Genomic DNA, 25,857 nt, shown 5'->3' with positions numbered 1-25,857 from the left:
GCTCATCTCGAATGCCTCATACGCCCGTTCGGCCGTCTCCGAATCGGAGAGCGTGCCAGCTTCTTTACCAAGACGTTATCACGCCCCCGAGAGCAGTTCACGGGCAGATTTGCCTATGCACTCAATTCCGCGCGATTCAGCGCGCATTGCGACCACAGGTTGTCCATCGCCCGGACCAGCCAGTCGATCTGCTTGGGATCGTGCACGGGCGAAGGGGTGAAGCGCAACCGCTCGGTCCCGCGCGGAACGGTGGGGAAGTTGATCGGCTGAACGTAGATGCCGAAATCGCGCAGCAGCATGTCCGACAGTGCCTTGCAATGCACCGGGTGCCCGACATGGACCGGCACGATATGGCTGCCGTGATCGATGATCGGCATGCCGAGCGATTTCAGCCGCATCTTCAGGATCCGGGCGTGAAGCTGCTGGGCGTCGCGCAGTTTCTGGCCTTCTTCGGTCTTCAGGAACGCGATCGAGGCCGCGGCACCTGCCGCCACCGTCGGCGGAAGCGAGGTCGTGAAGATGAAGCCCGGAGCATAGGATCGGACCGCGTCGCACATCTTCGCACTGGCGGCGATGTAGCCTCCGAAGACGCCATATGCCTTGCCGAGCGTGCCGTTGATGATGTCGATGCGCCCTGCAAGCCCGTCGCGTTCCGACACGCCGCCACCGCGCGGGCCATACATGCCCACCGCGTGAACCTCGTCCAGATAGGTCAGCGCGCCATATTCGTCGGCCAGGTCGCACAGGGCCTCGATGGGGCCGAAATCGCCATCCATCGAATAGATCGACTCGAACGCGATCAGCTTGGGCGCGGCAGGATCGTCGGCCTCGATCAGTTCGCGCAGATGCTCGGGGTCGTTGTGGCGGAAGATGCGCTTGGCGCCGCCATTGCGCTTGATCCCCTCGATCATCGAGGCATGGTTCAGCGCATCGGAGTAGATGATCAGCCCCGGAAACAACTTGGGCAGCGTCGAGAGCGTGGCGTCATTGGCGATATAGGCACTGGAGAAGACCAGCGCCGCCTCCTTGCCGTGCAGATCCGCAAGCTCGGCCTCGAGCCGCTTGTGATAGACGGTGGTGCCGCTGATGTTGCGCGTGCCCCCCGACCCCGCCCCGGTCGCATCCAGCGCCTCGTGCATCGCGGCCAGCACGACGGGGTGCTGCCCCATCCCCAGATAATCGTTGCCGCACCAGACGGTGATTTCCTGCTGTTCTCCGTCGGGTCGGTTCCAGACCGCCTGCGGGAAACGGCCCTTCGCGCGCTCGATATCGATGAAGGTGCGATAGCGGCCTTCGTCGTGAAGTCGGGCAATGGCCGAATCCAGAGCGGCATCGTAATTCATGGCGGGCGTTCCCTTGCGTAACCTGGCTGGGTGCGATCATCTGCGATCACGCGCGTTGTTGCCTTAGTAATGGGCGAAGCGCGAAAGTGACAGTCCAAAAACGACGCATCTATCCGAAAGATCCGTCTGCAAACCCAACAAAAACAGTGGAAAGATAGGTTTCATGGGCATTGACGCAAGGCTTGGCGACATCCTGACGCAGCTTGACGCGGGGCGTGACGACGCATTGTCGCGACTGTTCGAACTGCTGCGGATTCCCTCGATCTCGACCGACCCGGAATACGCCCCCGAGGTGCGCCGCGCCGCCGAATGGCTGGTCGCGGAACTGACCGGCCTGGGGCTGGATGCGAAGCTGCACGACACGACCGGCCATCCGATGGTGGTGGCGCACACGCCTTCGGGCGATGCGCGTCCGGTGCTGTTCTACGGTCACTACGACGTGCAGCCGGTCGATCCGCTGAACCTGTGGGACCGCGATCCCTTCGACCCCGAACTGCAGGACACGCCCGATGGCCCGGTGATCCGCGCACGCGGCGCATCCGACGACAAGGGCCAGCTGATGACCTTCGTCGAGGCGCTGCGCGCATGGAAGGCCGTCCACGGCACCCTGCCCACCGATCTGGTCCTGCTGTTCGAGGGCGAGGAGGAATCCGGCTCTCCCTCACTTCTGCCCTTCCTCGAGGCGCACCGGGACGAGCTGTCGGCATCCATCGCGCTGATCTGCGACACGGGCCGCTATTCGGACGGGCGTCCGGCCATCACGACCCAGCTGCGCGGCCTGGTGGGCCAGGAGGTCGTCATCCGCGGCGCCGATCGCGACCTGCATTCGGGCAGCTTCGGCGGGCTGGCCGCGAACCCGATCATGGTGCTGTCGCAGGCGCTGGCGGCGCTGAAGGATGCCGATGGCCGCGTCACCCTGCCCGGCTTCTATGACGGGGTCGAGGATCTGCCCGAACAGCTTGCCCGCGACTGGGAGGCGCTGAATTTCGACGCGCAGGCATTCCTGGGCGGCGTCGGCTTGAAGACCCCAATCGGGGAAAAGGGCCGCACACCGCTGGAGATGCAGTGGAACCGCCCCACGGCCGAGATCAACGGTATCGCGGGCGGCTATGCCGGGGACGGGTTCAAGACCGTGCTGCCGGCCGAGGCCCGCGCCAAGGTCAGCTTCCGCCTGACGGGCCAGCAGGACCCGGAAAAGGTCCGTGCCGCGTTCCAGGCCCATGTCCGCAGCTTCGTTCCCGCCGATTGCAGGGTCGAATTCCACGACCACGGCGCCAGCCCCGCCAGCGTCATGGACATCACCGACCCGGCCTTCGGTCTTGCGCGTCAGGCGCTGTCCGACGAATGGCAGCAGGAGGCCGTCTTCATCGGTGCGGGCGGGTCCATTCCCATCGCGGGCGATTTCAAGCGGATGCTGGGCATGGACACGATGCTGATCGGCTTTGCCAAGGATGACGATCGCATCCATTCCCCGAACGAGAAATACGATCTCGAAAGCTTCCAGAAGGGCGCGCGGTCCTGGGCGCGCATCCTGGCCGCCCTGCGATAAGAAAAGGGGGCGGTGATCGCACCGCCCCTTCCCCGTCCCTCGTCCAGCTGTTCCTCAGCTTTCGGTCGAGCAGTAGCTTTGCGACGATGTCCAGGCCGCGATGTCGGCCCGCTTGCGATCGCTGCGCATGGGTGCCCAGTCGCGGGCGACGCCGCGCCAGCCGGCACCGTCATGGGCGACCGCGTTGTCGCGCCCGACCTGATGCGACATGATCTTGACCGCGCAGGACATGTTGTCGGCACCGTTGCGGATGTTGCCCGTGCAGCCGTAATGCCGCCAGGTCGCGGGGGCAATCTGCATCAGGCCCAGCCAACGCCCACCGCCGCCCGATGCCTGCGGGTTATAGGTGCTTTCGTGCTTGGCAACTGCCGACAGCAGTCCTGCCCAGAATGCCTTGCGGCCGGTCTGGGTCAGTTCGCGGTAATTGGGGCAGTATTCGTTGATGTCCTGCGGCACATGCGACAGGATCGTCGCGCCTTCGCGGTCCAGTGCTTCCAGCGTCGCCTGGGTCCATTCGGTCGAACCCTGCTTTCCCCACCGCATCGGAGGTGTCTGCGCCAGCGCCATCTCCTGCACTTCGACCTTCGTCGGTTCCTCGACCTTGGGGGCGGGTGTGCAGGCTGCGGCAACGGCCAGTGCGGCAAGGGAAAGCGCGACGCGCATGGGGACCTCGGAGGGTTGTTTCGTCGCGGACCTGATTAGACGGCGGGCGAAATCCCGCAAGCTTGGCGTTTTCCCATGGGCAAGATCATGCCGGTTGCCCGGATGCGGCGCCGCAATCCCGCCCATCGGGCCGCCAGTTCCCGAATTCGTTAGAATGCGACGCAATTTCGGGCTTGGTGGGGCCCTCGAATCCCCGGCCTCAATGCGGCTCGTGACAAGGCCCGCCGCTTGTCGTAGAAGCCCGCCAAGACCGACAGAATGGAATGAGGCGCCGATGCTTGACCTGACCTTCACCCCGCCCGAGCCCAAGGTGATCCAGGGCGCGACAAGCGACTGGGAACTGGTGATCGGGCTGGAGGTCCATGCACAGGTGGCCTCGAAGGCCAAGCTGTTCTCGGGCGCATCCACCGAATTCGGCGCGGAACCCAACAGCAATGTGGCCTTCGTCGACAGCGCCATGCCCGGCATGCTGCCCGTCATCAATGAATTCTGCGTGGCACAGGCGGTGCGCACGGGCCTCGGCCTCAAGGCCGCGATCAACCTGTTCAGCGCCTTCGACCGCAAGAACTACTTCTATCCCGACCTTCCGCAGGGCTACCAGATCAGCCAGCTCTATCACCCCATCGTGGGCGAGGGAGAGGTGATCGTGGACATGGCCCCGGGCATCGCCCGCCGCGTGCGGATCGAACGCATCCACCTGGAACAGGATGCTGGCAAGTCGATCCACGACATGGACCCCAACATGTCCTTCGTCGACCTGAACCGCACGGGCGTCGCCCTGATGGAGATCGTCAGCCGCCCCGATATTCGCGGCCCCGAAGAGGCTGCGGCCTATGTCAGCAAGCTGCGCCAGATCATGCGCTATCTGGGCACCTGCGACGGCAACATGCAGAACGGCAACCTGCGCGCCGATGTCAATGTCAGCGTCTGCAAGCCCGGCGCCTACGAGAAATACCAGGAAACGGGCGATTTCGGCCATCTGGGCACCCGCTGCGAGATCAAGAACATGAACTCGCTGCGCTTCATCCAGGCCGCGATCGACTACGAGGCCCGCCGCCAGATCGCCATCATCGAGGATGGCGGCAAGATCGTGCAGGAAACGCGGCTCTACGATCCCGACAAGGGCGAGACGCGCTCGATGCGGTCCAAGGAAGAGGCGCACGACTACCGCTACTTCCCCGACCCCGACCTTCTGCCGCTGGAGATCGAGCAGGCATGGGTGGACGACATCGCATCTGACATGCCCGAACTGCCGGACGAGAAGAAGGCCCGCTTCGTCAAGGATATGGGCCTGTCGGAATACGATGCCGGCGTTTTGACCGCCGAGGTCGAGAGCGCGAACTTCTTCGAGGCCGTGGCTTCGGGCCGCGACGGCAAGATGGCCGCGAACTGGGTCATCAACGAGCTGTTCGGCCGCCTGAACAAGGAAGGGCTGACCATCCAGACCTCGCCCATCTCGGCCGCCCAGCTGGGCGGCGTGATCGACCTGATCGCCAAGGGCGACATCTCGGGCAAGATCGCCAAGGACCTGTTCGAGATCCTGTGGACCGAAGGCGGCGACCCGGCTGAGATCGTCGAGGCGCGCGGCATGAAGCAGGTCACCGATCTGGGCGCCATCGAGGCCGCGGTGGACGAGATCATCGCCGCGAACCCCGCCCAGGTCGAGAAGGCCAAGGCGAACCCCAAGCTGGCAGGCTGGTTCGTCGGTCAGGTTCTGAAGGCAACCGGTGGCAAGGCGAACCCCGCCGCCGTCAACGAACTGGTCGCGAAGAAGCTGAACGGCTGACCCGCATCCGCCGCGGGAAACCGCGGCGGCTTTCCCTTCAGGAGGATGCATGGACGCCTTTGAATACACGGTCATTCCCGCCCCTTCGCGCGGCGAAAAGGACAGCCAGGCCAAGACCGCGACCGACCGCTATGCGCTGGCCGTCGCATCCGAGCTGAACCGCATGGCAGGTGATGGCTGGGAATATCTGCGCGCCGATGTCCTTCCAAGCGAGGAACGCAGCGGTCTGACCGGGCGCGTCACGACCTATCACAACCTGCTGGTGTTCCGGCGCCCGAAGAAGGGCTGATCAGGCCGCGCGGACCATCCGGTCGGGGATGAAATCCTCGATCCGGACCTCGGCCCGTTCGAACGTGCAGAAGCTGCCGGGCGGAACCTCGATCCAGTCGGCCTGATCGGTTTCCAGCGGTTCGGACACCACCGCGAAACCCTGACGACTGTTCGACCAACGATAATAGAGCGAGGGCGCATGCTCGTCGCTGGCCGCACGCAGCGCGAACAGGCGACGCCCATCCGACAGGGCGCAGGCCGCCCGCATATGGGGGGCCTCGCCGCGATCGCGGGCCAGCGATGTCAGCCGCCCGATCGCGGTCTCCATGGCTGCCTTCGGATCATCCTCCAGCCCCGCGCCAAGCGCGATCAGGAACAGCGTCTCGCTGTCGGTCGCGCCCAGGCGATGGGGATAATGCACGTCGTCGATCAACGCGTCGGCATGGCGGCGAAACCCGTCATATCCGCCGAACTGACCGTTATGCATGAAGCTCCAACGGCCGACGGCAAATGGATGGCAGTTGTTCCGGCTTGTCGCCGTTCCGGTCGATGCGCGGACATGCGCAAGGAACAGACCCGACCGCACCTGACCCACCAGGCTGCGCAGATTGGGGTCCGACCATGCCGGCATCACATCGCGATAAAGTCCCGGTTCGGGGCGTTCGCCATACCAGGCAAGGCCGAAGCCGTCGGCATTGACCGGGGTCGGGCAGCGGGTCGCACCCTGGCTCTGCCGGATCAGCGAATGGGCCGGACGGCTGACGATGTCTTCCAGGAATATCGGTTGGCCCACATAGGCGGCCCAACGGCACATGGCGCTGCCCCTTCACGACTGCTTTGCGACAGTCCTAGCACGAAGGGGCAGGCCGATCACGCCATTACGTCGCGGCGGGGGTTTCCTCGACGATCACCAGGTCGCGTTCGCTCGCATCCTTGGCATGTTCCAGCGCCGCCTGGTATTCGCTGCTCTCGTAACAGGCAACCGCGGCCTCGAGGCTGGGGAAACGCACGACCACGTTCCGCGCGCGATCACGGCCTTCCATCTGCCGATAACGCGATCCACGGGCAAGGAAGACCCCGCCATGGCTTTCGATGGCCGGGCCTGCCGCCTTGGCATAGCGGCCATAGGCCTCGGCATCCGTCACGTTCACATTGGCAATCCAGAGTGCGGTCATTTGCTGTCCTCGATGATCTTGCGTGCGTCCTGGAACGCGGTTTCCGCGGCCGCAAGCGAGGGGGCGCCGCCCTGCGCGCGGTCCGGGCGGCCGCCACCGCCCTTGCCGCCAAGCGCGACGGTCGCGGCCTGAACCAACGCGACCGCGCTGATCCGATCGGTCAGATCGGGGGTCACCCCCGCCGCGACCGTGGCCTTGCCATCGGCTTCGGCCAAGACCAGCACGACGCCGCTGCCCAGCTGTGCCTTCATCTCGTCCACGAGGCCGCTCAGCTCCTTGCCGCCGACGCCCTCGACCGTGCGCCCGATGAACTTGATGCCCGCGATCTCCTCGGCCTCGGATGCGCCGCCTGCGCCCATGGCCAACTGACGCTTCAGCTGCGCGACCTCGTTGGCAAGCGCCTTGCGTTCGTCCGACAACGCCTTGACGCGGTTCACGACCTCGCCCGCCTGCGCCTTGAGGATGCCCGCAATCTCGCCCAGCTGGCGGTCGGCGTTCCGCAGATGGTCCATCGCGGCCTGCCCGGTCAACGCCTCGATGCGCCGCACACCCGCGCTGGATGCGCTGTCGCTCAGCAGCGCGAAGGCACCGATATCGCCGGTGCGCGCGACATGCGTGCCGCCGCACAGTTCCAGCGAATAGGTCGCGCCGTCCGTCCCCTTGCCGCTATCGGCCAATGCCCCCATCGACACGACACGAACCTCGTCGCCGTATTTTTCGCCGAACAGTGCCTGCGCACCGATGGCGCGCGCGTCGTCGGGGGTCATGATCCGCGTCTCGACCGGGCTGTTCTGGCGGACATATTCGTTCACCTCGGCCTCGATCCGCGACATCTCCTCGGGGGTGATGGCGTGGTTGTGGCTGAAATCGAAGCGCAGACGGTCCGGCGCGTTCAGGCTGCCCCGCTGCGCGACGTGATCACCAAGCGCACGGCGCAGCGCCTCGTGCAGCAGGTGCGTGGCCGAGTGGTTGGACCGGATCGCGCCACGGCGATCGTGATCCACCGACAATTGCGCCCCCTGCCCCGGAGCGATAGTGCCCATCGTCACCTCGGCCTGGTGGACGAAGACACCCGCGATCTTGCGCGTATCGGTCACCCGTGCGGCACCGGTTTCGGTCTTGATCAGACCCGTGTCGCCGACCTGACCGCCCGATTCCGCATAGAAGGGCGACTGGTTCACGACGATGGCGACCTTCGCGCCCTCGCCCGCCTGGGCCACGGCGGCACCGTCCTGAACCAGCGCCAGAACCTGGCCTTCGGCTTCTTCCGCGTCATAGCCCAGGAACTCGGTCGTGCCATGCGTCTCGGCCAGTTCGTACCAGATGGTGGCGTCCTGCGTCTCGCCGGAACCGGACCAGGCAGCGCGGGCCTTGGCCTTCTGTTCGGCCATGGCACTGTCGAAGCCGTCGGTATCGACCGCGCGGCCCTTTTCGCGCAGTGCGTCCTGCGTCAGGTCCAGCGGGAAGCCATAGGTGTCGTACAGCTTGAACGCGGTTTCCCCCGGCAGGTTCGCACCGTCGGGCAGCTTGCCCAGTTCGTCGTCCAGCAGGCGCAGGCCGCGGTCCAGCGTCTGGCGGAAGCGGGTCTCCTCCGACCGCAGCGTCTCCTCGATCAGGGCCTGCGCGCGGTTCAGTTCGGGATAGGCGGCGCCCATCTGGTGGACCAGCGACGGCACAAGGCGGTGCATCAGCGGGTCCTGCGCGCCCAAGATATGCGCATGACGCATCGCGCGACGCATGATGCGGCGCAGGACATAGCCGCGCCCTTCATTGCTGGGCATCACGCCGTCGGCAATCAGGAAGCTGGTCGACCGCAGATGGTCGGCGATCACGCGGTGATGCACCTTGCCCGGCCCGTCGGGATCGGCGCTGGTGGCGTGGGCGCTGACCTCGATCAGGCTGCGCATCAGGTCGGTGTCATAATTGTCGTGCTTGCCCTGCAGCAGCGCGCCGATCCGTTCAAGACCCATGCCGGTGTCGATGGACTGCATGTCCAGCGCGCGCATCGAGCCGTCCTCGAACTGCTCGTTCTGCATGAAGACGATGTTCCAGATCTCGATGAAGCGGTCGCCATCCTCGTCGGGCGAACCCGGAGGGCCGCCCCAGATGTGGTCGCCATGATCGAAGAAGATCTCGGAACACGGACCGCAGGGGCCGGTCGGACCCATCTGCCAGAAGTTGTCGCTGGTCGGGATGCGGATGATGCGGTCATCGGACAGGCCCGCGACCTTCTTCCAGATATCGGCGGCTTCGTCGTCCGTGTGATAGACGGTGACCAGCAGCTTGTCCTTGGGGATGCCGAATTCCTTGGTCAGCAGTTCCCAGGCATAGGGGATGGCCTCGGTCTTGAAGTAGTTGCCGAAGCTGAAATTGCCCAGCATCTCGAAGAAGGTATGGTGGCGGGCCGTGTAGCCCACATTGTCCAGGTCGTTGTGCTTGCCGCCCGCGCGGACGCATTTCTGCGCGCTGGTCGCACGGCTGTAGTCGCGCGTCTCGACACCGGTGAACATGTTCTTGAACTGGACCATGCCCGAATTGGCGAACATCAGGGTCGGATCGTTACGCGGGACAAGCGGGCTGCTTTCCACGACGCGGTGGCCGTTCTTCTCGAAGTAACCAAGGAAGGTGGAACGGATATCGTTCAAGCTGGGCATGGCGCGCCTTCATGCAATGTTTTCGGTGCCGGAAGACCGGTTTGCCGCATGGTCTAACTGCCCCCTGCTGTCCTGTCCAGCAATCGAGAAGGCATTGAACGCAGAACGCCGGGCACAAGGCCCGGCGTTCGTTTGCGTGGTGGACGGTGTGCGGGGATCAATCCTCGGTCAGGGAATCCTCGTTGCCGTCCATTCCGAATTCCAGCCCGTGGCTGGCGCGGATCTTGTCCTCGATCGCGGTGGCCACCTCGGGACGGTCGCGCAGGAACTGCTTGGCGTTCTCGCGGCCCTGCCCGATGCGTTCGTCGCCATAGGAATACCAGGCGCCAGACTTCTCGACCACGCCGGCCTTCACGCCCAGGTCGATCAGTTCGCCGACCTTGCTGATGCCTTCGCCATACATGATGTCGAACTCGACCTGCCGGAACGGCGGCGCGACCTTGTTCTTGACGACCTTGACGCGGGTGCTGTTGCCCGTCACCTCGTCGCGATCCTTGACCGAGCCCGTGCGGCGGATGTCCAGTCGCACCGAGGCGTAGAACTTCAGCGCGTTGCCGCCCGTCGTCGTCTCGGGGCTGCCGAACATGACGCCGATCTTCATGCGGATCTGGTTGATGAAGATCACCATGCAGTTGCTGCGCCCGATGCTTGCGGTCAGCTTGCGCATGGCCTGGCTCATAAGGCGGGCCTGGCTGCCCATCTGCATGTCGCCCATGTCGCCCTCGATCTCGGACTTCGGCGTCAGCGCCGCGACCGAGTCGACGACCACCAGGCTGACGGCCCCGGACCGGACCAGCGTATCCACGATCTCCAGCGCCTGTTCGCCAGTATCGGGCTGGCTGATCAGCAGCTCGTCCAGGTTCACGCCCAGCTTCTTGGCATATTGCGGATCCAGCGCGTGTTCCGCGTCGACGAAGGCGCAGACGCCGCCCTTCTTCTGTTCCTCGGCCACGACATGCAGCGTCAGCGTGGTCTTGCCCGAGCTTTCGGGCCCGAAGATCTCGATGATGCGGCCCTTGGGCAGGCCGCCGATCCCAAGCGCGATGTCCAACCCGAGCGAGCCGGTCGAGGTCGCCTCGATCTCGGCCACGGGGTTGTCCTTGCCCAGCTTCATGATCGACCCCTTGCCGAACTGCCGCTCGATCTGAGCCAGCGCGCTGTCGAGGGCCTTCTGCTTGTCGGCAGTCCGTTTGTCAGTCATGTCGAAAATGCTCGCCTGTGCCATTCCATCGTCCTTGTTATTTCACAGCACCCTTGTCGGGGCAATCAAAACACCGGTGGATGTTCGCTTCTTGTTCCTGCCATAGATGCGACAGTTCACAGACGATTTCAAGGTGATCTTGGTTAACATCCGTTCCGGCGATCAGCATAGGGCGCGATCCCTTAACGAAGCGTTTACAGCCGGAAGCAGTTTCGATATTCCGGATCGGGAAAACGAAACTTGCGGCGCGAGGTCAGGCGATGTTGATATTCTGGGAACAAAGGCTGGTGTTTCTGGCCACACCGAAGGCTGGTTCCTCCGCGATCGAGATGGCGCTGGAATCGCTTGCATCGACCGCGGTCCAGCGTCCGGCCTCGTTGAAACATACCGATGTCGCGACATTCCGTCGCCATGTCGGCCCCTGGCTCGAGATGCAGGCGGGCGAGCCCTTCACCACGGTCGCACTGATCCGGGAGCCCGTCGACTGGCTGCGCAGCTGGTACCGCTTCAAGCTGCGCGACGATCATGACGACCCCCATCACGCGATGGCCGGGATCAGCTTCGCCCGCTTCGCCGAGCTTTATGCATCCGATGGCGGCCCCGAGCGGCTGGGGATCGGATCGCAGACGCAGTTCCTGATGGACGGCGAGGCCCATGTCGATTGCATCTTCCGCTACGAGCAGATCCAGGACTTCATCGATTTCCTCGAGGATCGGCTCGATTGCGCGATCGAGCTGCCGCGGATCAACGTCCCCCCAAGCGTGGATGTCGGCCTTTCCGACGAGGCCGAGGAGGATCTGCGCGAGGCCATGGCCGAGGACATCATGCTCTACGAGGGGATCTAGGCCGGACGACGCTCGGCCAGTTGCCGGGCCACGGCCTCCGACAGTTCGGCCAGCGTGAAGGGCTTGGGCAGGAATGCCGCGCCCTCGATCGGGATCTGCCCGTCGACGAAGACGTCCTCGGTATAGCCGGACATGAAGATCACCTGCACCGTGCCGTGGGTCTTGCACGCTTCGCGGACCCATGCGGGGCCGTCCAGTCCGGGCATGACGACATCGGTGACGAAGATATCGACCGTTCCGTCATGGTTGGCCAGCACGGTCAGCGCCTCCTCGCCCGAGCCGGCTTCGATGACCTCATGGCCCTTCAGCCGCAGGGCACGCGCCGCGAAGGCCCTGACGGGGGCCTCGTCCTCGACCAGCAGAACGGTCGTCCGTTCGATCGTCCGGGACCGCGTGGTGGGCTGGGGCGCTGCGGGCGCCGCCCCTTCGGCCAGCATCCTGTTGGCCGGAAAATAGATCGAGAAGACGGTGCCTTTGCCCAGTTCGCTGTCGCAGAAGATATAACCGCCGGTCTGCTTCACGATCCCGTAGGCCGTCGACAGCCCCAGCCCCGTTCCCTCACCGATGCGCTTCGTCGTAAAGAAAGGCTCGAATATCTTGGCCAGATGTTCCGGCGCGATCCCCGTTCCCTCGTCCCGAACCACGATCCGGACGTAATCGCCGGGGGGCATGCTGACATCGTCGCGACGCACCGCATCGTCGATGACCGCGTTCTCGGCCCGGACCGTGATCTGCCCGCCATCGGCCATCGCATCGCGTGCATTCACGACAAGGTTCATGATCACCTGTTCCAGCTGCCTCTTGTCGGCGCGGATGGCCTGCAGCGACGGGTCGTAGGTGATCGACAGCGCCACCCGTTCCCCCACCAGCCGGTTCAGCAGATGGGTCAGATCGGCCAGGGTCTCTCGCAGGTTGAGCACCTCGAGGCGCAGCGTCTGCTTGCGCGAGAATGCCAGCAGCTGTCCCACCAGGGCAGCCGCGCGATTGGCGTTCTGGCTGATCTGGTCCAGATCGGCATAGTCCGGATCGCCTTGGTCGCGATGCAGCATCAGAAGATCGCAATGCCCGCTGATCGCCGTCAGCAGGTTGTTGAAATCATGCGCGACGCCCCCTGCAAGCTGCCCGACGGCCTGCATCTTCTGGCTTTGGGCGAATTGCGCCTCCAGCATCTTCAGCGCGCTGGCGTCGGTCATCACTGCGGTCAGGCGTTCGCCCCGCGCGGGGTCGCGGGCCAGTGTAACCTGATAGTGCCGTTCGCGCAGATCGGCGCCGCGCCCTTCGGGGTGGCGCAGTCGCAACATCTCGGTCGTGTTGACCGCCCGTCCATCGGCCGCATCCGCGATCCAGTCCACCAGCGGGCGCCCCGGACCATCCAGGATCGCCGCCAGGTTCTGCCCCTCGGCGTTCAGGCGCCCGGCCAGCAGGTCGCGCGCCGACCGGTTGGCCCGCAGGATCGACCCGTCCCCCGCAAGGCGAAGCAGCGCCACCGGGACCGCGTCGAATTCGTCCACCATATCCGCCTCGAGCGTCATGGCGATGTCGATCGCGGCGCGGTCGCTTCCTTCGCGCTGCAGCGTCCATATCTGCAGCGGCGCATCCGGCAGGCTGCCCAGGACCAGCGTCTCGTCCGGTCCGACCGACAGCTCGGCCGTGCCATAGCGCCATGCCCGCGTGATCAGATCCCGGATGTCACCGTCCGCATCGGCCCTTCGCCGCGTGAACAGGCCGGTGATGGGGCGGCCGGTGTAATCCTCGAAGCCCTGCATCGCGGCGGGGTTCTGGAACAGGACGTGGCCATCCGGATCGCAGATCCAGACCGCATCCTCGGATGCCGCGACCTCGCCCCGGATGGCGCGCAGGGCACGGCGCGACGCAATGCCGCGCAGCGCCTGCTGCAGGGACAACGCACCGCCCAGCAGATACCACGCCACCGCGATGCTGGCCCCGATGATCGCCGTCCTGCCGAAGGCCGCGCCCGGGGACACCATCAGCACGCCTGCCCCGATCGCCAACGGCGCCAGCAGCAGCGGCAGCGCGGTCATCGTCGCATTGCGCGATGCATGCAGATGGCGGTCCAGAAAGCCCATGAGTTTCGCCCCTCGTTCCGTTGGCAGGGGCCATCTTGAACCGATCGCGGTTAACGCGCGGTTAATTCGCGATGTTCTGCGCCTCAGACGCATTTCATCAAGGCCAGGAAGAACCCGTCACCGGCATCCAACGGCGTCATCAGGCGGCGCATCACCACCGTAAACTGCGGGTGCCGCTGCAGGAAGCCCGCCACCTGATCGTCATTCTCGGCCCCAAGGACCGAACAGGTCATGTAGGCCAGATGCCCCCCCGGCGCGACCAGCCCCGCCACCCGGTCGAGGATCCGCGCCTGCGTTTCGACCAGCCCCTGCAGATCGTCCGCGGTCAGGCGCCACTTGGCATCCGGGCCGCGCCGCCAGGTGCCGCTGCCGGAACAGGGCACATCCGCCACCACCAGGTCGACCTTGTCGCGGGGATCGTCCACGACCCGGATCGAGGCCCCCGCCCGCGCGGCCCGCGCAGGCAGATCGCTCAACCGCGCGGCAGATGCGTCATGCGCCATCAGCTGTGCACCCGGTTCCCGGGCGGCCAGGGCCAGCGATTTCCCCCCGCCCCCCGCGCAGAAATCCAACACCTTGTCGCCGGAGTTCAAGGGCAGCAACGCGCAGGCGATCTGGGGCGACAGGTCCTGCAGCTCGACCAGCCCGTCCTTGTAGGCGCGGCTCTGCGCCAGCTTGCGTTCATTCGCGGTGATGCGCAGGGCGGTCGCCAGCAGCTCGGTCCGGGCGACCTCGATCCCGGCCTCGGCCAGCGCGTCGATCGCCTGATCCGGCGTCGCGCGAACCGGATTGACCCGCAGCCAGACCGGCGCACGTTCGGTCATGGCGCGGGCGATCTGCGCCGCATCGTCGCCAAGCGCATTGGTCCAGGCGGGACGCAGCCAATCCGGCAGATCGTCCGGCAGCGTGGCGGGGGCCTCGTGCGACAGTTCGGCATCGCTCAGCGGTGCGGGCGCATGGGCCTGGCCGGTAAAGACCGTCGCGGGGTCGAGGCCCTCGGCCCGCAGATGGCCGATCATCAGTCCGCGCCCGGTCAGCGCGCCGCCAAGCGCGGCAAGGCTGTCGCGCCGTCGCAGCGCCCCGAAGACCAGGTCGCGCAGCGCCGCGCGGTCGCCCGATCCGGCAAAGCGGCTGGCACGCGACCAGCGCAGCAGCGCGGCCTCGGCCGGGGTGCCGTCCAGAATGCGGTCGAGGATGTCTGCAGCGGCGGCGATGCGGGCGGCGGGGGTCATGGGCGGGCCTTCAATCTTGGGGATGTCTGAGAAGCAGCGCCCCGACGATCAGCAGGGGCAGTCCCGCCCCCATGCCCAGCACCAGCCCCGCAAGGCGCTGATCCAGCATGACCGGCAGGCCCCGGATCGCGGCGCCTTCGATGTGATGGGGATAGAGGATATCGCCTGCCAAGATCAATCCGCAGCCGATGGCGGACAGCACGGCGCCAAGCGCGATCAGCCGGGACGCGCGGGGCGGACTGCTCCAGAACCCCCATGCCGCGATCAGGGCAAGGGCCGCGGGAAGGGCCGGCGCGTGGAACCACGCCATCTCGGCCAGTCGCGGCAGATGAAGGACCGGCAGGATCAGGATCGGCGACCAAGGCCAGATGCGCCCCGCCAGAGGTCGTGCCGCCGCCATGGCAGGTCCGGCCAGAAACAGCGCCGCCAGCAGCTGCAGCGCCTGCCCCGTGGCCGTCATCCGCCCGATACCGGCAAGCGGCGACAGCAGCACTAGCGCCACCAGCAGCAGGGCGAGGATGGACCGGCGAACGGCCAGGCCGATGCCCGCGAACGCCGCCCAGGCAAGGGGGTCGGCAATGGGGGTTGCGCGAAGCGCCTCGGCGATGAAATTCTGATACGACATGATGGTCCTTAGCCAACGCATTCCCGATCATGCAAGCGTGAAGCCGCGAATGTCGACAACCGCCCCCCGATTGGCGAAAACTGCATGATGCCGCCCCATATCCACGGAGAACCGATGACCGACACCCCCACCACCGGGCGGGCCGAGCGCGCCACGCAGGGCGACCGCTATGCGCGCGAACTGGAACGACATCTGGATTGGCTGGACACCTTCACCTCGACCGCGCTCGGGGTGCTGGCATCCGCATCGGGGATCTATACCTATCTGGGGGTGCGGTCGCTGCTGGACCAGCCGGGGATGTGGACGACCTTCGCGGCGCTGGCCTATTCCATCGCGGTCTCGGTCGGGATCTTTGTGTTCTGGTCCTATCTGCTGCGCCTGCTGCCCGCGATGCGCAGCGCGGCGTCGCGGATGGGGCTGCTGCTGGCGATGTGCCTGGGCTGCGTGGCGATCGTGGCGATGTCGTCCTGGCTGAACGCCGCCGCATTGGCGGGCGGCGCGGCGGTGGAAACGCATATGGCGAACACGGTGCAATCCTATCAGTCGTCTCTGGAACGTGCGCATGCCAATGCCGTGGCGGGCCAGTCCCTGTCGCGCGACGTGGCCCGCGTCCGCCAGAGCTTCGACGACCTGTCCGCACAGGAAGAAGGCGGAACGCTGTCGGGATTTCAGGGCCGCGGGGCAGTGTTCCGCGTCCTGACCCAGAAGGGGGCGGAACTGACCGCGCTCGAAACCCAGCTGATCGAGGCCGAGGGCCCGATCGAGGATACCTTCGCCCAGGGCAATGCCGTCCTGTCGCGGATGCGCGGCATCGCCGTCGGTGCAGGCGCGCTGGAGGACCGCACCGTGCAGTTCTCCGAGGACGCGGTCGAACTGGCGGGCATGATCACCCGGCTGAGGCAGCTGAACCCCGCGCCACTGGTCGCCCGCGCGGCGCAGGACCTGTCGGAATCCGCGATCCTGCCCGAGCTTGACGGCAGCACCGAGGGCATCAGGCAGGGTCAGTCCAGCACCATCGCATCGGTTCTTGGGCTGGTCGAACAGCGTGCCCGCACCCTTGGCCAGGCCGCATCCGAGGTCGAGGCCCTGCCCCAGCCCGACGAGGCCGTCTATACCCCCATGTCGGGGGCGGATGCCGTCATCGTCTATGCCCGCAACTTCGTGCCCGCATGGGCGGGTGCGATATCCATCGACCTTCTGCCCGCGGTTCTGGTCTTCATCATGGTCGTGGTCCAGGCCGCCATCCGGTCGGGGCGCGGCCTGCATCATACCGACGACCGGATGACCGTGGGCGAATTGCGCGCCGCGCTGGCGGCATCGGAACTGCTGCGCGAACATGACGCGGCCCAGGCGCGGCGGGACTGAGGCGATGCGGCTGTTCTCGTCCCCGCAATCGGCGATCCGGTCGGTTCTGATCGCACAGGTCGCGCTTGGGGTGGCCATCGTGGCGATCGACCTGCGCAGCGACCCGGGCAATGCCGCGCCGGGCCTGTTCACCCCGCAGGAGGGGCCGTCGGTTCGCCCCTATCGCCCCGACCTGCGCCCCGCCGAACCCGGCGCGCCCGCCATGCGCCCGATGCCCGCCCAGCTGGAATTCTCCGAGGCCGACGATGCCATCCGCATCGAGGGTCAGATCGCCGTGGGCGACGCGGACCGCTTTGCCGAATGGCTGGACGAAACCCGGCCCGCAGCGTCCGAGGTGTCGCTCGACAGCTCTGGCGGGTCGGTCGCGGATGCGCTGGCCATCGGGCGCACGATCCGGGGCGCGGGCTACGACACGCGTGTCGCGCGCGGATCGGTCTGCATGTCAGCTTGCCCCTACATGCTGGCGGGCGGCGCGGAACGGCGCGCGGACGAAGGTTCGACCGTGGGCGTCCACCAGCACTACTTCGGCAAGAACACGATGCTTCCGGCCTTCATGGCGGTCAGCGACGTGCAGCGCGCGCAGGCCAGCGTCATGGATTACCTGACCGAGATGGGCGTCGATCTGCAGATGATGATCCCGGCCCTGCGCACCGCCCCCGAGGATATCAGCGTGCTGTCGCCCGAACAGATGCGCGACTGGTCCCTGACATCCACGCCCGACGCATAGCTGCCATTCGGCGGCCCCGGCTTGCGGCATCGCGACCAATTCATTAGCTAGCTAATCACCAGAAACGTTAGCAGGCTAATGACATGGCCGATACGAGCATCATCGATTCGCTTCTGACCGTGATGCGCGACATGCGCCGTCACTTCGACGAGGCCGCGCGCGGCATGGGTCTGACCATGTCACGGGCCAAGATCATCACGACGCTGCACCGCGAACAGGGCATGACCCAGACCGCGCTGGCCGCCCAGCTCGGGATTGAGACGCCGACGCTGAAGCGCCAGCTGGACGCGCTGGCGGCGGACGGCTTCATCGAACGCCGCCCGATCGAAGGGGACGCGCGCAAGAACGCCGTCTTCCTGACGGACAAGGGACAACGCAGCAGCATCGTGGCCTTCAGCCTGGCGCTGCGCGAGGATGTCGTCGCGGGCATCCCCGAGGGCGATCTGGACACCGCGCGCCAGGTGCTGGACGCCATCGCCGCCAATATCGCGCGGCGGTCGTCATGAGCGATACGCAGACCCCCGCCCCGGCTGCGGGAATGCCGCTTCCGCGCGCCGTCGCCTACATGGCCGCGGCCACGCTGCTGGCCGTCACCCAGGGTCTGGGCCAAAGCTTCCTGACGGTGAACATCTCGACCTTCGCGGGCGATCTGGGCATCACCACGACCGATGCCAGCTGGTTGCTGATCGTCTACATGGTGCCGCGCGCCGCATTGCCGCTGATGCTGATCAAGCTGCGCACCCAATACGGGCTGCGGCGCTTTGCCGAATGGGGCATCGCCATCCACGTCGTGGTGGCCTTCGCGGTCCTGTGGGTGACGGACATGCGCTCGGCCCTGGTGCTGCATTTCCTGGCGGGGGCCGCTGCCGCGCCGCTGTCCACGCTGGCGTTCCTCTATATGCTGGAGCCGCTGGAACAGACCTGGAAGATGCGGCTGGGCCTGCCCGCGACGCTGGCCACGATCATGTCGGGCACCAGCCTCGGCTGGATCGTCTCGCCGCATCTGATCGGGGATGGCGGACTGACATGGATGCACCTCACCTCGCTCGGGTTGTCGATGGCGTCGCTGGCGCTGGTCTTCCTGCTGCCGCTGCGCCCGGTGCCCCACATGAAGGTCATCAAGCCGCTGGATTTCGCAAGCTTCCTGCTGATCGCCTCGGGGTTCGCGGGGATCGTGACGGCCTTCGTAATGGGCCCGGCCCATTACTGGTCCGAGCCCTGGATCATCTGGACCCTGGCCGGCGCCATCGCGGCCCTTGCCGCCAGCGCCATGATCGAGCTGAACCGCGAGGCGCCCATCATCGACATCCGCTGGCTGGCCAGCCCCGCGATCCTGCATCTGACCGGAACGCTGCTGCTGCTGCGCCTTCTGCTGTCCGAACAGACCTCGGGGGCGCCCCGCATGTTCCAGGTGCTGGGCCTGCAGGCGCAGCAGATGGGCGGGCTGTTCACCGTCATCCTGATCGGCACGATCCTGGGCAGCCTTGCCTGCGTGGCATGGATGCGGCCCGACCGGATCCCGCGCTTTCATCTGGCGGCCCTGGCGATGATCGCGTTCGGGGCGTGGCTGGATACGCAATCCACCGTGCTGACGCGACCGCACCAGATGCTGATCAGCCAGGGGCTGATCGCCTTTGCCGGGATGATCTTCATGGTGCCCGCGATGATGTCCGGCCTGCTGACCGCGCTGGCCAAGGGGCCGCAATACCTGCTGTCCTTCATCATCGTCTTCATCTCGACCCAGAGCCTGGGAAGCATACTCGGGTCGGGCCTGTTCTCGACCCTGATCACGCATCGGCAGGCCGCGCATTACCAGGCCCTGACCGAACAGCTTGCCGTGGGCGACGCGCAGACCAATGCGGCCATCGCCGCGATCGCGGCCCGGCTGCAACCCGGCATGATCGACACCGCGCAGGCCCGGACGCAGGCCGTCTATCAGCTTGCGCAAGAGGCCGGCCGCCAAGCGACGGTGCTGGCCTATGACGACGCCTATACCCTCATCTTCCTTGCCGCCTCGATGGCGGCGGGGGCGCTGCTGCTGCACCTGCTGCGCGACTGGCTGACGGCCCGCCTGACGCCCGCGCCGCAGGACAATCCGATCGGAACCGCGACATGACCAAGACCAAGCTTCTGCCCACCATCATCGCCATGATCATCGGCGCCGCAGGCGTCGCGCTGCTGCTGTTCGCGTGGCACCTGCCGCCGTTCCACCCCTCGAACCCCACGACCGAGAACGCCTATATCCAAGGCAAGGTCACCTCGATCTCGCCGCAGCTGTCGGGATATGTCAGCGCGGTCGAAGCATCGGATTTCCAGCAGATCGCCAAGGGCGACGTGATCGCCCGCATCGACGACCGCATCTATCGCCAGAAGCTGGCCCAGGCCGAGGCGCAGCTGGCCGCGGCCCGCGCCGCGCTGCAGGCCGGTCGGCAGAACGTCACCTCGGCTGAGGCGGTGATGCGCGCCTCGGAAGCCGCGCTGTCGTCTGCGCGCGCCGCGCAGGCCAATGCGCAATCCGAATGGGACCGCGCCAACCAGCTGCAGGGGCGCGGGGTCGCGTCGCAGGCCAGCGCCGATCAGGCCCGACAGGCGCTGGACCAGGCGAATGCCGCCGTGACCCAGGCCGAGGCGCAGCTGGACGTCCAGTCCGAGGCCATCGGCACCGCCAAGGTCGCCCTGTCGTCGCGCGATGCCGATATCGCCTCGGCCGAGGCGCAGGTCGAGCTGGCCCGGATCGACCTGGAGAACACCGTGATCCGCGCGCAGGACGATGGCCGTCTGGGCGCCCTGTCGGTCCGCGTGGGGCAATATGTCAGCCCCGGCACCGCATTGGTGTCCGAGGTGGGCAGCGAGCTGTGGATCATCGCGAACTTCCGCGAGACCGAGCTTGCGGGCATCGACGAAGGCGATCCGGTTCGCTTCACGGTGGACGCCGTGCCGGGCCGTACGTTCGACGGGGTGGTGGAGTCCTTCTCTCCTGCGACCGCATCCGAATTCAGCCTGCTGGCGGGTTCGAACGCGACCGGAAACTTCACCAAGATCGCCCAGCGCCTGCCCGTCAGGATCGGCATCGATCCCGGTCAGCAGGACGCGGCCCAGCTGGCACCGGGCCTGTCGGTGGTCGTCCACGTTCAGGGCTGAGAACGTCCCGGGGCGGCGTTACGCCCGAAAGCGCAGCAGCCGCAGCGCATTCGCGGTGACGATGACCGTCGCCCCGGTATCGGCAAGGATCGCGATCCACAGCCCCGTGATACCGGCGATGGTCGTGATCAGGAACAGGCCCTTCAGTCCCAGCGCGATGGCCACGTTCTGCCGGATGTTGCCCATGGCCGCGCGGGCAAGCCCGATCAGCGCCGCGACATCGCCCACCCGGTTGCGCAGGATCGCCCCGTGGGCGGTCTCCAGCGCCACGTCGGTTCCCGATCCCATCGCGATCCCCACATGGGCGGCGGCCAGCGCGGGCGCATCGTTGATCCCGTCCCCGACCATCATCGCCTTCTGCTTACCCGACAGCGCCCGCATCGCGGTCACCTTGTCCTGGGGCAGAAGGCCCGCCTGGAACCCGATCCCCAGATCCGAGGCGATGGCCGTCGCGGTCCGCTGGTTGTCCCCCGTCAGCATCACCGGGGTGACGCCCATCCGCTGCAGGTGATCCAGGGCGTCGCGGGCATCCTCTCGCGGTTCGTCGCGCAATGCGATCAGTCCCAGCGCCTGTTCCTGCCAGAGGATGACGACCGTCTTGCCCTCATCCTGCAGCCTTGCGACATCGTCGGCCATCCGGGGCGTCAGAACGCCGCTCTCTTCGGCCAGGCGCGGTGATCCGACCGTGGTCGGTTGCCCCTCGACCAGTGCCGTGGCCCCCATGCCGGGGATGGCACGCGCATCGGTCGCCTGCGGGATCGACAGCCCTTCGGCGCGCGCAAGGATCGCCTGACCCAGCGGATGGCTGGCACCCCTCTCGACCGCCGCGGCAAGGGACATGAGGCGATCCGTCTCCTCCCCCTGGATATCGGTCACCACGGGGCGGCCATTGGTCAGCGTCCCCGTCTTGTCGAAGGCGACATGGGTGACCTGGGCGACGTTCTCGATCACGGCGCCCCCTTTCATCAGCAGCCCCTGCCGCGCCCCCGCGGACAGCGCCGATGCAATGGATGCCGGGACCGAGATCACCAGCGCGCAGGGACAGCCGATCAACAGCAGCGCCAGCGCGCGGTATGTCCATTCCCCCCAGGCCTGACCGAACATCAAGGGCGGGATCACGGCGACCAGCACCGCAAGCCCCGTGATCGCGGGCATGTAGATCCGGCTGAAGCGGTCGATGAAGCGTTCCGTCGGGGCGCGGGCGCTTTCGGCCTCCTCGACCAGCTTCACGATCCGGGCGATGGTGTTGTCCGATGCCGGTTTCGTCACCCTGACGCGCAGGACCGCCTCGGCGTTGATGGACCCCGCGAAGACCTCGGCCCCCGGTTCCTTGAGAACGGGCTGGCTCTCTCCGGTCACCGGGCTCTCATCCACCCCCGAGATCCCTTCGACGATGCTGCCATCGGCGGGTATGCGGTCCCCCGGCCTGACCAGCACCACCTGTCCGGGACGCAGACCGGCTGCGGGAACCTCCTGCAGGCCCCCCCCTTCTTCCAGCATCGCGGTGCGGGGGATCAGGTCGGACAGCGCCCTGATGCCGTCGCGGGCGCGTCCGGCCGCCACGCCTTCCAGCAGCTCGCCCACGGCGAAGAGGAAGACGACCAGCGCCGCCTCCTCGGCCGCGCCGATGAACAGGGCGCCCGTGGCGGCAATGGTCATCAGCATCTCGATGGTGAAGGGCATCCGCGCACGCGCCATGGCGAATGCCTTGCGGGCGATGGGCGCCAGTCCCAGCGCGGTCGCCAGGACGAAGGCCCAATGCGACATCCCCTCGGGCAGAAGCAGGTCCGCCGCCCATGCAGCCGCCAGCAATGCGCCCGTCACGATCACCAGCTTGCCCTTGGGGGTGGCGTACCAGGCGGGTTCGGGCCGGGGCGTGGCGGCGTCATCCTGTGCCGTCGTCTGCTGTCCCCCCTGCGCGATCCCGAAGCCCAGCGCGCGGACGGCATCCTCGATCCCCCCGGGCGTGGTGCGGCTCTCGTCCAGCGTCAGGGTCAGCCGCTCGCTCATCAGGGTGACATCGACATCCCCCACGCCCGGCAGCCGTTCGACCGCGCCACGCACCTTGCCGGCGCATGATCCGCAATCCATTCCCGTCACTCGCCATTCCCGGCGCATCCCGTCCGTGGTCATCACCCGCTCCTGCGTGCATCCGTTGCAGATCATGTAAACCTAGGCGCATCGGTGCCGGGATGCGACCCCGGCATGCAAGCTTTGCCCCCGAACGTGAAAGGACCCCGCGGCCATGGGCAGCGGGGTCCTTCGTCATTCGCGACGCAGGTCGCGATCAGCCGATGCGGTAATTCGGGCTCTCGCGGGTGATCTGCACGTCGTGGACATGGCTCTCCTTGAGGCCCGCGCCGGTAATGCGGACGAACTGGCAGCCGTTGCGCATCTCGGGGACGGTGGCGCAGCCGGTATAGCCCATGGCGGCGCGCAGACCGCCGACCAGCTGATGGATCACCGTGCCTGCGGGCCCCTTGTAGGGAACCTGCCCCTCGATCCCCTCCGGCACCAGCTTGTCGGTGGCCGCGTCCTTCTGGAAATAGCGATCGGCCGAACCCCGCGCCATCGCGCCCAGCGACCCCATGCCGCGATAGGACTTGAAGCTGCGGCCCTGGTACAGGATCACCTCGCCCGGGCTTTCATCCGTGCCCGCGATGGCGCTGCCCACCATGGCGCAGCTTGCCCCGGCGGCGATGGCCTTGGCGAAATCGCCCGACAGCTTGATGCCGCCATCCGCGATGATCGGCGTATCGCCCGCAGCACCCGCCGCATCCATGATCGCGGTCAGCTGGGGAACGCCCACCCCCGCCACCACTCGGGTCGTGCAGATGGATCCCGGTCCGATGCCCACCTTGACCGCATCGGCACCCGCGCCGATCAGGGCGCGCGTGGCCTCGGCGGTGGCGACGTTGCCGGCGATGACCTGTGCGCTGCCGCTATAGGCCTTCAGACGCTCGACTGCCTTGGCGACACCTGCGGAATGGCCATGGGCGGTATCGATCACCACCATGTCGACGCCCGCATCGATCAGCGCGCAGCTGCGCTCGAAGCCCTCGTCGCCCACGGTCGATGCCGCGGCCACCCGCAGGCGGCCCAGATCGTCCTTGCAGGCCAAGGGGTTCAGCACGGCCTTCTCGGTATCCTTCAGCGTCAGCAGGCCGGTCAGCTTGCCCGACCCGTCGGTCACCAGCAGCTTCTCGATCCGGCGGGCCTTCATCAGGTCGATGGCCTCCTGCCGGTCGGCGGGCTCTTGCAGGATGGCCAGGCGGTCGCCGGTCATCATCGTGTGGACGGGGGTGCGATCGTCGCTGGCAAAGCGCATGTCGCGGTTCGTCACGATGCCCACCACGCGGCCTTCGCCGTCCACCACGGGAAAGCCCGTGACGTTGTAGCGGTCCTGCAGCGCCTTGGCATCGGCCAGCGTCTGGTCGGGGCGCAGGGTGATCGGCTTGTAGACGATCCCGCTCTCGAAGCGCTTGACGCGGCGGACCTCGTCGGCCTGCTGCTCGGTCGTCAGGTTGCGGTGGATCACGCCGATCCCGCCCGATTGCGCCATGGCGATGGCCATGCGGCTTTCGGTGACGGTATCCATGGCCGACGAAAGCAGCGGGATGTTCATCCGGATTGAACGGGTGACATGCGTGCTGACATCCGCAGTGGACGGAAGCACCGTCGAGGCTGCGGGAACCAGAAGCACGTCGTCGAAAGTGAGAGCCTCACGAATCTGCATGGGGGGTATCCTTGCGGCAAGATCGTTTGGCAGTTCCCATTTTCACGGAGCGGCCGGTTTGTCCACCCTTCGGCCGCATTGATTTCCCCGTTGCAGAAATGAAACGGAAACGGCCCGCCCGTGACGCTAACGTCACGTTACCTCGACAGGGCAATTGATCGGTAACATGTTTGGCATAATCCTGTGATCCAGGGCGTGCGCGCCCGTAGGGAGGAAGAGACATGAAAATTGCACTTACCGGAGCTGCGGCCCTTCTGATGGGTGCCTCTCCGATGTTTGCGGGCGGGATCGAACGCGCCCCGCAGACGCTGTCGGCATTGTTCGAGGAAGGCAACTATGTCGAACTGAGCTTCGGCGGCGTGGACCCTTCGGTCGAGGGGACCGATACCCTCGGCTTCTCGACGGGCGACGTGGCGCAGGGCTACGGCTTTACCGGCCTCGCCTACAAGCACCAGTTCACCGAAGCCTTCTCGGGCGCGATCATCGTGGAACAGCCCTTCGGTGCCGATATCCGCTATCCGGGCCTTGCCGATGGCGGCTCGGCCCTGCTGGGCGGAACCTTCGCCCGCGTGGACAGCACCACCTTCACCGCGCTCGGGCGCTACAAGATGCCGAACCAGTTCTCGGTTCATGGCGGCATCCGCGGATCGCGCGCCGATGGCGAGGTCGGGCTGAACGGTTTGGCCTATGGTCCGGTCGCGGGCTACAATGTCGATCTGGATGCGGATACGGCCATCGGCTGGGTCGCAGGCGTCGCATGGGAGAAGCCCGAGATCGCGGCCCGGGTCTCGCTGACCTACAACTCCGAGATCGAGCACGATTTCGACACGACCGAGACCGGCCCGCTGGTCGATCCCGATGGCGATGCAGGCCCAGCGCCGGACCTGCCGCTTCTGGCGGGCGATTCCGTCACGACGGTCAAGACACCGCAAAGCTGGAACCTCGAATTCCAGACGGGCGTGGCACCCGACACGCTGGTCTTCGGTTCGGTCCGTTGGGTCGACTGGTCCGAATTCCGGGTCGATCCCGCGAACTTCGTGGCCGTCACCGGCGGGGGCCTGGTCGAACTGGAGGATTCGACCACCTACACCATCGGCATCGGTCGCAAGTTCAACGAGACCTGGTCCGGCTCGGCTTCGTTCACCTTCGAGAAGGCAGGCGACGACCTCGTCTCTCCTCTGGCGCCGACAAACGGACGCAAGGGCATCACCCTGGCCGCGATCTACAACCAAGGTCCGATGCGCGTCACGACCGGCGTGAACTACACCAAGCTGGGCGATGCGACGCCCGAAACCGGCACGCCCGACACCGCGCGCGCCGAGATGACCGACAGCCATGCCTGGGGCGTGGGCGTCCGGGTCGGCTACAGCTTCTGATCGGCCCGCGATGACAGGACGGCCCCGCCCGGCGCGGGGCCGTTTCGCGTTCGGGGCGCGGGTCTTTCAAAACCCCGGCGGG

21 protein-coding genes are annotated in these 25,857 nt (G+C 66.5%); 10 read left to right on the top strand and 11 right to left on the bottom strand.

Annotated features, from left to right (window positions below; genetic code table 11):
- Positions 1-113: 113 nt before the first annotated feature.
- On the bottom strand, positions 114-1,343 hold the full coding sequence (hemA, locus tag KO490_RS03275) for a 5-aminolevulinate synthase (RefSeq protein ID WP_216017974.1): 1,230 nt from the start codon (positions 1,341-1,343) through the stop codon (positions 114-116).
- Positions 1,344-1,506: 163 nt separating this feature from the next.
- Between hemA and KO490_RS03270 the strand changes: the two genes are divergently transcribed.
- On the top strand, positions 1,507-2,892 hold the full coding sequence (locus tag KO490_RS03270; protein ID WP_216017973.1) for a dipeptidase: 1,386 nt from the start codon (positions 1,507-1,509) through the stop codon (positions 2,890-2,892).
- A gap of 54 nt (positions 2,893-2,946) precedes the next feature.
- On the opposite strand, the gene KO490_RS03265 is transcribed toward KO490_RS03270, so the two are convergent.
- The gene (locus tag KO490_RS03265) at positions 2,947-3,555 is read right to left on the bottom strand and encodes a lytic transglycosylase domain-containing protein (RefSeq protein ID WP_216017972.1); all 609 of its coding nucleotides are present in this window, start codon (positions 3,553-3,555) and stop codon (positions 2,947-2,949) included.
- 274 nt (positions 3,556-3,829) lie between these two features.
- Here KO490_RS03265 and gatB point away from each other — a divergent pair, with 274 nt between their 5' ends.
- Both gatB and KO490_RS03255 read left to right on the top strand, forming a co-directional pair.
- The gene (gene gatB, locus KO490_RS03260) at positions 3,830-5,341 is read left to right on the top strand and encodes an Asp-tRNA(Asn)/Glu-tRNA(Gln) amidotransferase subunit GatB (RefSeq protein ID WP_216017971.1); all 1,512 of its coding nucleotides are present in this window, start codon (positions 3,830-3,832) and stop codon (positions 5,339-5,341) included.
- Positions 5,342-5,390: 49 nt separating this feature from the next.
- Positions 5,391-5,630 (top strand): DUF4177 domain-containing protein, encoded by a 240-nt coding sequence (locus tag KO490_RS03255; RefSeq protein ID WP_216017970.1) that lies wholly within the window; start codon positions 5,391-5,393, stop codon positions 5,628-5,630.
- Here KO490_RS03255 and KO490_RS03250 read toward each other — a convergent pair whose 3' ends face one another.
- The 4 genes from KO490_RS03250 to recA all read right to left on the bottom strand — a co-directional run bounded on the left by KO490_RS03250 (position 5,631) and on the right by recA (position 10,665).
- Positions 5,631-6,425: a class II glutamine amidotransferase gene (locus tag KO490_RS03250; RefSeq protein WP_216017969.1), complete on the bottom strand. Its 795-nt coding sequence runs from the start codon at positions 6,423-6,425 to the stop codon at positions 5,631-5,633.
- Between the two features lie 64 nt (positions 6,426-6,489).
- Positions 6,490-6,786, bottom strand: a complete 297-nt coding sequence (locus KO490_RS03245; RefSeq protein WP_216017968.1) for a DUF1330 domain-containing protein — start codon at positions 6,784-6,786, stop codon at positions 6,490-6,492.
- Complete coding sequence (alaS, locus tag KO490_RS03240; protein WP_216017967.1) at positions 6,783-9,440, bottom strand: alanine--tRNA ligase; 2,658 nt, start codon at positions 9,438-9,440, stop codon at positions 6,783-6,785. The genes KO490_RS03245 and alaS overlap by 4 nt, the downstream gene beginning before the upstream one ends.
- A gap of 157 nt (positions 9,441-9,597) precedes the next feature.
- Positions 9,598-10,665, bottom strand: a complete 1,068-nt coding sequence (recA, locus tag KO490_RS03235) for a recombinase RecA (protein WP_216017966.1) — start codon at positions 10,663-10,665, stop codon at positions 9,598-9,600.
- 236 nt (positions 10,666-10,901) lie between these two features.
- Here recA and KO490_RS03230 point away from each other — a divergent pair, with 236 nt between their 5' ends.
- Positions 10,902-11,486 (top strand): sulfotransferase family 2 domain-containing protein, encoded by a 585-nt coding sequence (locus KO490_RS03230; protein ID WP_216017965.1) that lies wholly within the window; start codon positions 10,902-10,904, stop codon positions 11,484-11,486.
- Here KO490_RS03230 and KO490_RS03225 read toward each other — a convergent pair.
- From KO490_RS03225 to KO490_RS03215, 3 genes are all read right to left on the bottom strand, one after another.
- Positions 11,483-13,573 carry a PAS domain-containing hybrid sensor histidine kinase/response regulator gene (locus KO490_RS03225; protein WP_252726987.1) on the bottom strand — a complete coding sequence of 697 codons (2,091 nt, stop codon included), beginning with the start codon at positions 13,571-13,573 and terminating at the stop codon, positions 11,483-11,485. The two genes, KO490_RS03230 and KO490_RS03225, sit on opposite strands and share 4 nt — an antisense overlap.
- Before the next feature lie 83 nt (positions 13,574-13,656).
- A complete protein-coding gene (locus KO490_RS03220; RefSeq protein WP_216017963.1) occupies positions 13,657-14,805 on the bottom strand; it encodes an RsmB/NOP family class I SAM-dependent RNA methyltransferase in 1,149 nt (382 codons plus the stop codon).
- Positions 14,806-14,815: 10 nt separating this feature from the next.
- Positions 14,816-15,430 carry a hypothetical protein gene (locus tag KO490_RS03215; protein ID WP_216017962.1) on the bottom strand — a complete coding sequence of 205 codons (615 nt, stop codon included), beginning with the start codon at positions 15,428-15,430 and terminating at the stop codon, positions 14,816-14,818.
- 114 nt (positions 15,431-15,544) lie between these two features.
- On the opposite strand from KO490_RS03215, the gene KO490_RS03210 reads away from it, so the two are divergent.
- The 5 genes from KO490_RS03210 to KO490_RS03190 all read left to right on the top strand — a co-directional run bounded on the left by KO490_RS03210 (position 15,545) and on the right by KO490_RS03190 (position 20,663).
- Positions 15,545-16,795 carry a hypothetical protein gene (locus tag KO490_RS03210; RefSeq protein WP_216017961.1) on the top strand — a complete coding sequence of 417 codons (1,251 nt, stop codon included), beginning with the start codon at positions 15,545-15,547 and terminating at the stop codon, positions 16,793-16,795.
- Positions 16,767-17,522 (top strand): hypothetical protein, encoded by a 756-nt coding sequence (locus KO490_RS03205; protein WP_252726986.1) that lies wholly within the window; start codon positions 16,767-16,769, stop codon positions 17,520-17,522. Before KO490_RS03210 ends, KO490_RS03205 begins: the two co-directional genes overlap by 29 nt.
- An 83-nt stretch (positions 17,523-17,605) precedes the next feature.
- On the top strand, positions 17,606-18,028 hold the full coding sequence (locus KO490_RS03200; protein ID WP_216017960.1) for a MarR family winged helix-turn-helix transcriptional regulator: 423 nt from the start codon (positions 17,606-17,608) through the stop codon (positions 18,026-18,028).
- The gene (locus KO490_RS03195; RefSeq protein ID WP_216017959.1) at positions 18,025-19,638 is read left to right on the top strand and encodes an MFS transporter; all 1,614 of its coding nucleotides are present in this window, start codon (positions 18,025-18,027) and stop codon (positions 19,636-19,638) included. The genes KO490_RS03200 and KO490_RS03195 overlap by 4 nt, the downstream gene beginning before the upstream one ends.
- Entirely contained in the window at positions 19,635-20,663 is a 1,029-nt protein-coding gene (locus KO490_RS03190; protein ID WP_216017958.1) for an HlyD family secretion protein, read from the top strand. Before KO490_RS03195 ends, KO490_RS03190 begins: the two co-directional genes overlap by 4 nt.
- Before the next feature lie 18 nt (positions 20,664-20,681).
- Here the strand turns inward: KO490_RS03190 and KO490_RS03185 are convergent, their stop codons facing one another.
- Together KO490_RS03185 and guaB are read right to left on the bottom strand one after the other, a co-directional pair.
- A complete protein-coding gene (locus KO490_RS03185; protein WP_216017957.1) occupies positions 20,682-22,796 on the bottom strand; it encodes a heavy metal translocating P-type ATPase in 2,115 nt (704 codons plus the stop codon).
- A gap of 154 nt (positions 22,797-22,950) precedes the next feature.
- A complete protein-coding gene (gene guaB, locus KO490_RS03180) occupies positions 22,951-24,399 on the bottom strand; it encodes an IMP dehydrogenase (RefSeq protein ID WP_216017956.1) in 1,449 nt (482 codons plus the stop codon).
- A gap of 221 nt (positions 24,400-24,620) precedes the next feature.
- Here guaB and KO490_RS03175 point away from each other — a divergent pair, with 221 nt between their 5' ends.
- Positions 24,621-25,775 carry an OmpP1/FadL family transporter gene (locus tag KO490_RS03175; protein ID WP_216017955.1) on the top strand — a complete coding sequence of 385 codons (1,155 nt, stop codon included), beginning with the start codon at positions 24,621-24,623 and terminating at the stop codon, positions 25,773-25,775.
- Positions 25,776-25,857 lie beyond the last annotated feature (82 nt).

The sequence above is a fragment of the Paracoccus sp. C2R09 genome (genome assembly GCF_018860625.1).
Classification (GTDB): Bacteria; Pseudomonadota; Alphaproteobacteria; order Rhodobacterales; family Rhodobacteraceae; genus Paracoccus.
Note: the sequence above shows the minus strand (reverse complement) of the source record. Positions and strands in the feature narration are given on the sequence as shown.

What these genes read in the sequence shown, in the direction of transcription:
- hemA (WP_216017974.1), bottom strand. Translation starts at nt 1,343, where the DNA reads ATGAATTACGATGCCGCTCTGGATTCGGCCATTGCCCGACTTCACGAC.
- KO490_RS03270 (WP_216017973.1), top strand. Translation starts at nt 1,507, where the DNA reads ATGGGCATTGACGCAAGGCTTGGCGACATCCTGACGCAGCTTGACGCG.
- KO490_RS03265 (WP_216017972.1), bottom strand. Translation starts at nt 3,555, where the DNA reads ATGCGCGTCGCGCTTTCCCTTGCCGCACTGGCCGTTGCCGCAGCCTGC.
- gatB (WP_216017971.1), top strand. Translation starts at nt 3,830, where the DNA reads ATGCTTGACCTGACCTTCACCCCGCCCGAGCCCAAGGTGATCCAGGGC.
- KO490_RS03255 (WP_216017970.1), top strand. Translation starts at nt 5,391, where the DNA reads ATGGACGCCTTTGAATACACGGTCATTCCCGCCCCTTCGCGCGGCGAA.
- KO490_RS03250 (WP_216017969.1), bottom strand. Translation starts at nt 6,425, where the DNA reads ATGTGCCGTTGGGCCGCCTATGTGGGCCAACCGATATTCCTGGAAGAC.
- KO490_RS03245 (WP_216017968.1), bottom strand. Translation starts at nt 6,786, where the DNA reads ATGACCGCACTCTGGATTGCCAATGTGAACGTGACGGATGCCGAGGCC.
- alaS (WP_216017967.1), bottom strand. Translation starts at nt 9,440, where the DNA reads ATGCCCAGCTTGAACGATATCCGTTCCACCTTCCTTGGTTACTTCGAG.
- recA (WP_216017966.1), bottom strand. Translation starts at nt 10,665, where the DNA reads ATGGCACAGGCGAGCATTTTCGACATGACTGACAAACGGACTGCCGAC.
- KO490_RS03230 (WP_216017965.1), top strand. Translation starts at nt 10,902, where the DNA reads ATGTTGATATTCTGGGAACAAAGGCTGGTGTTTCTGGCCACACCGAAG.
- KO490_RS03225 (WP_252726987.1), bottom strand. Translation starts at nt 13,573, where the DNA reads ATGGGCTTTCTGGACCGCCATCTGCATGCATCGCGCAATGCGACGATG.
- KO490_RS03220 (WP_216017963.1), bottom strand. Translation starts at nt 14,805, where the DNA reads ATGACCCCCGCCGCCCGCATCGCCGCCGCTGCAGACATCCTCGACCGC.
- KO490_RS03215 (WP_216017962.1), bottom strand. Translation starts at nt 15,430, where the DNA reads ATGTCGTATCAGAATTTCATCGCCGAGGCGCTTCGCGCAACCCCCATT.
- KO490_RS03210 (WP_216017961.1), top strand. Translation starts at nt 15,545, where the DNA reads ATGACCGACACCCCCACCACCGGGCGGGCCGAGCGCGCCACGCAGGGC.
- KO490_RS03205 (WP_252726986.1), top strand. Translation starts at nt 16,767, where the DNA reads ATGACGCGGCCCAGGCGCGGCGGGACTGAGGCGATGCGGCTGTTCTCG.
- KO490_RS03200 (WP_216017960.1), top strand. Translation starts at nt 17,606, where the DNA reads ATGGCCGATACGAGCATCATCGATTCGCTTCTGACCGTGATGCGCGAC.
- KO490_RS03195 (WP_216017959.1), top strand. Translation starts at nt 18,025, where the DNA reads ATGAGCGATACGCAGACCCCCGCCCCGGCTGCGGGAATGCCGCTTCCG.
- KO490_RS03190 (WP_216017958.1), top strand. Translation starts at nt 19,635, where the DNA reads ATGACCAAGACCAAGCTTCTGCCCACCATCATCGCCATGATCATCGGC.
- KO490_RS03185 (WP_216017957.1), bottom strand. Translation starts at nt 22,796, where the DNA reads ATGACCACGGACGGGATGCGCCGGGAATGGCGAGTGACGGGAATGGAT.
- guaB (WP_216017956.1), bottom strand. Translation starts at nt 24,399, where the DNA reads ATGCAGATTCGTGAGGCTCTCACTTTCGACGACGTGCTTCTGGTTCCC.
- KO490_RS03175 (WP_216017955.1), top strand. Translation starts at nt 24,621, where the DNA reads ATGAAAATTGCACTTACCGGAGCTGCGGCCCTTCTGATGGGTGCCTCT.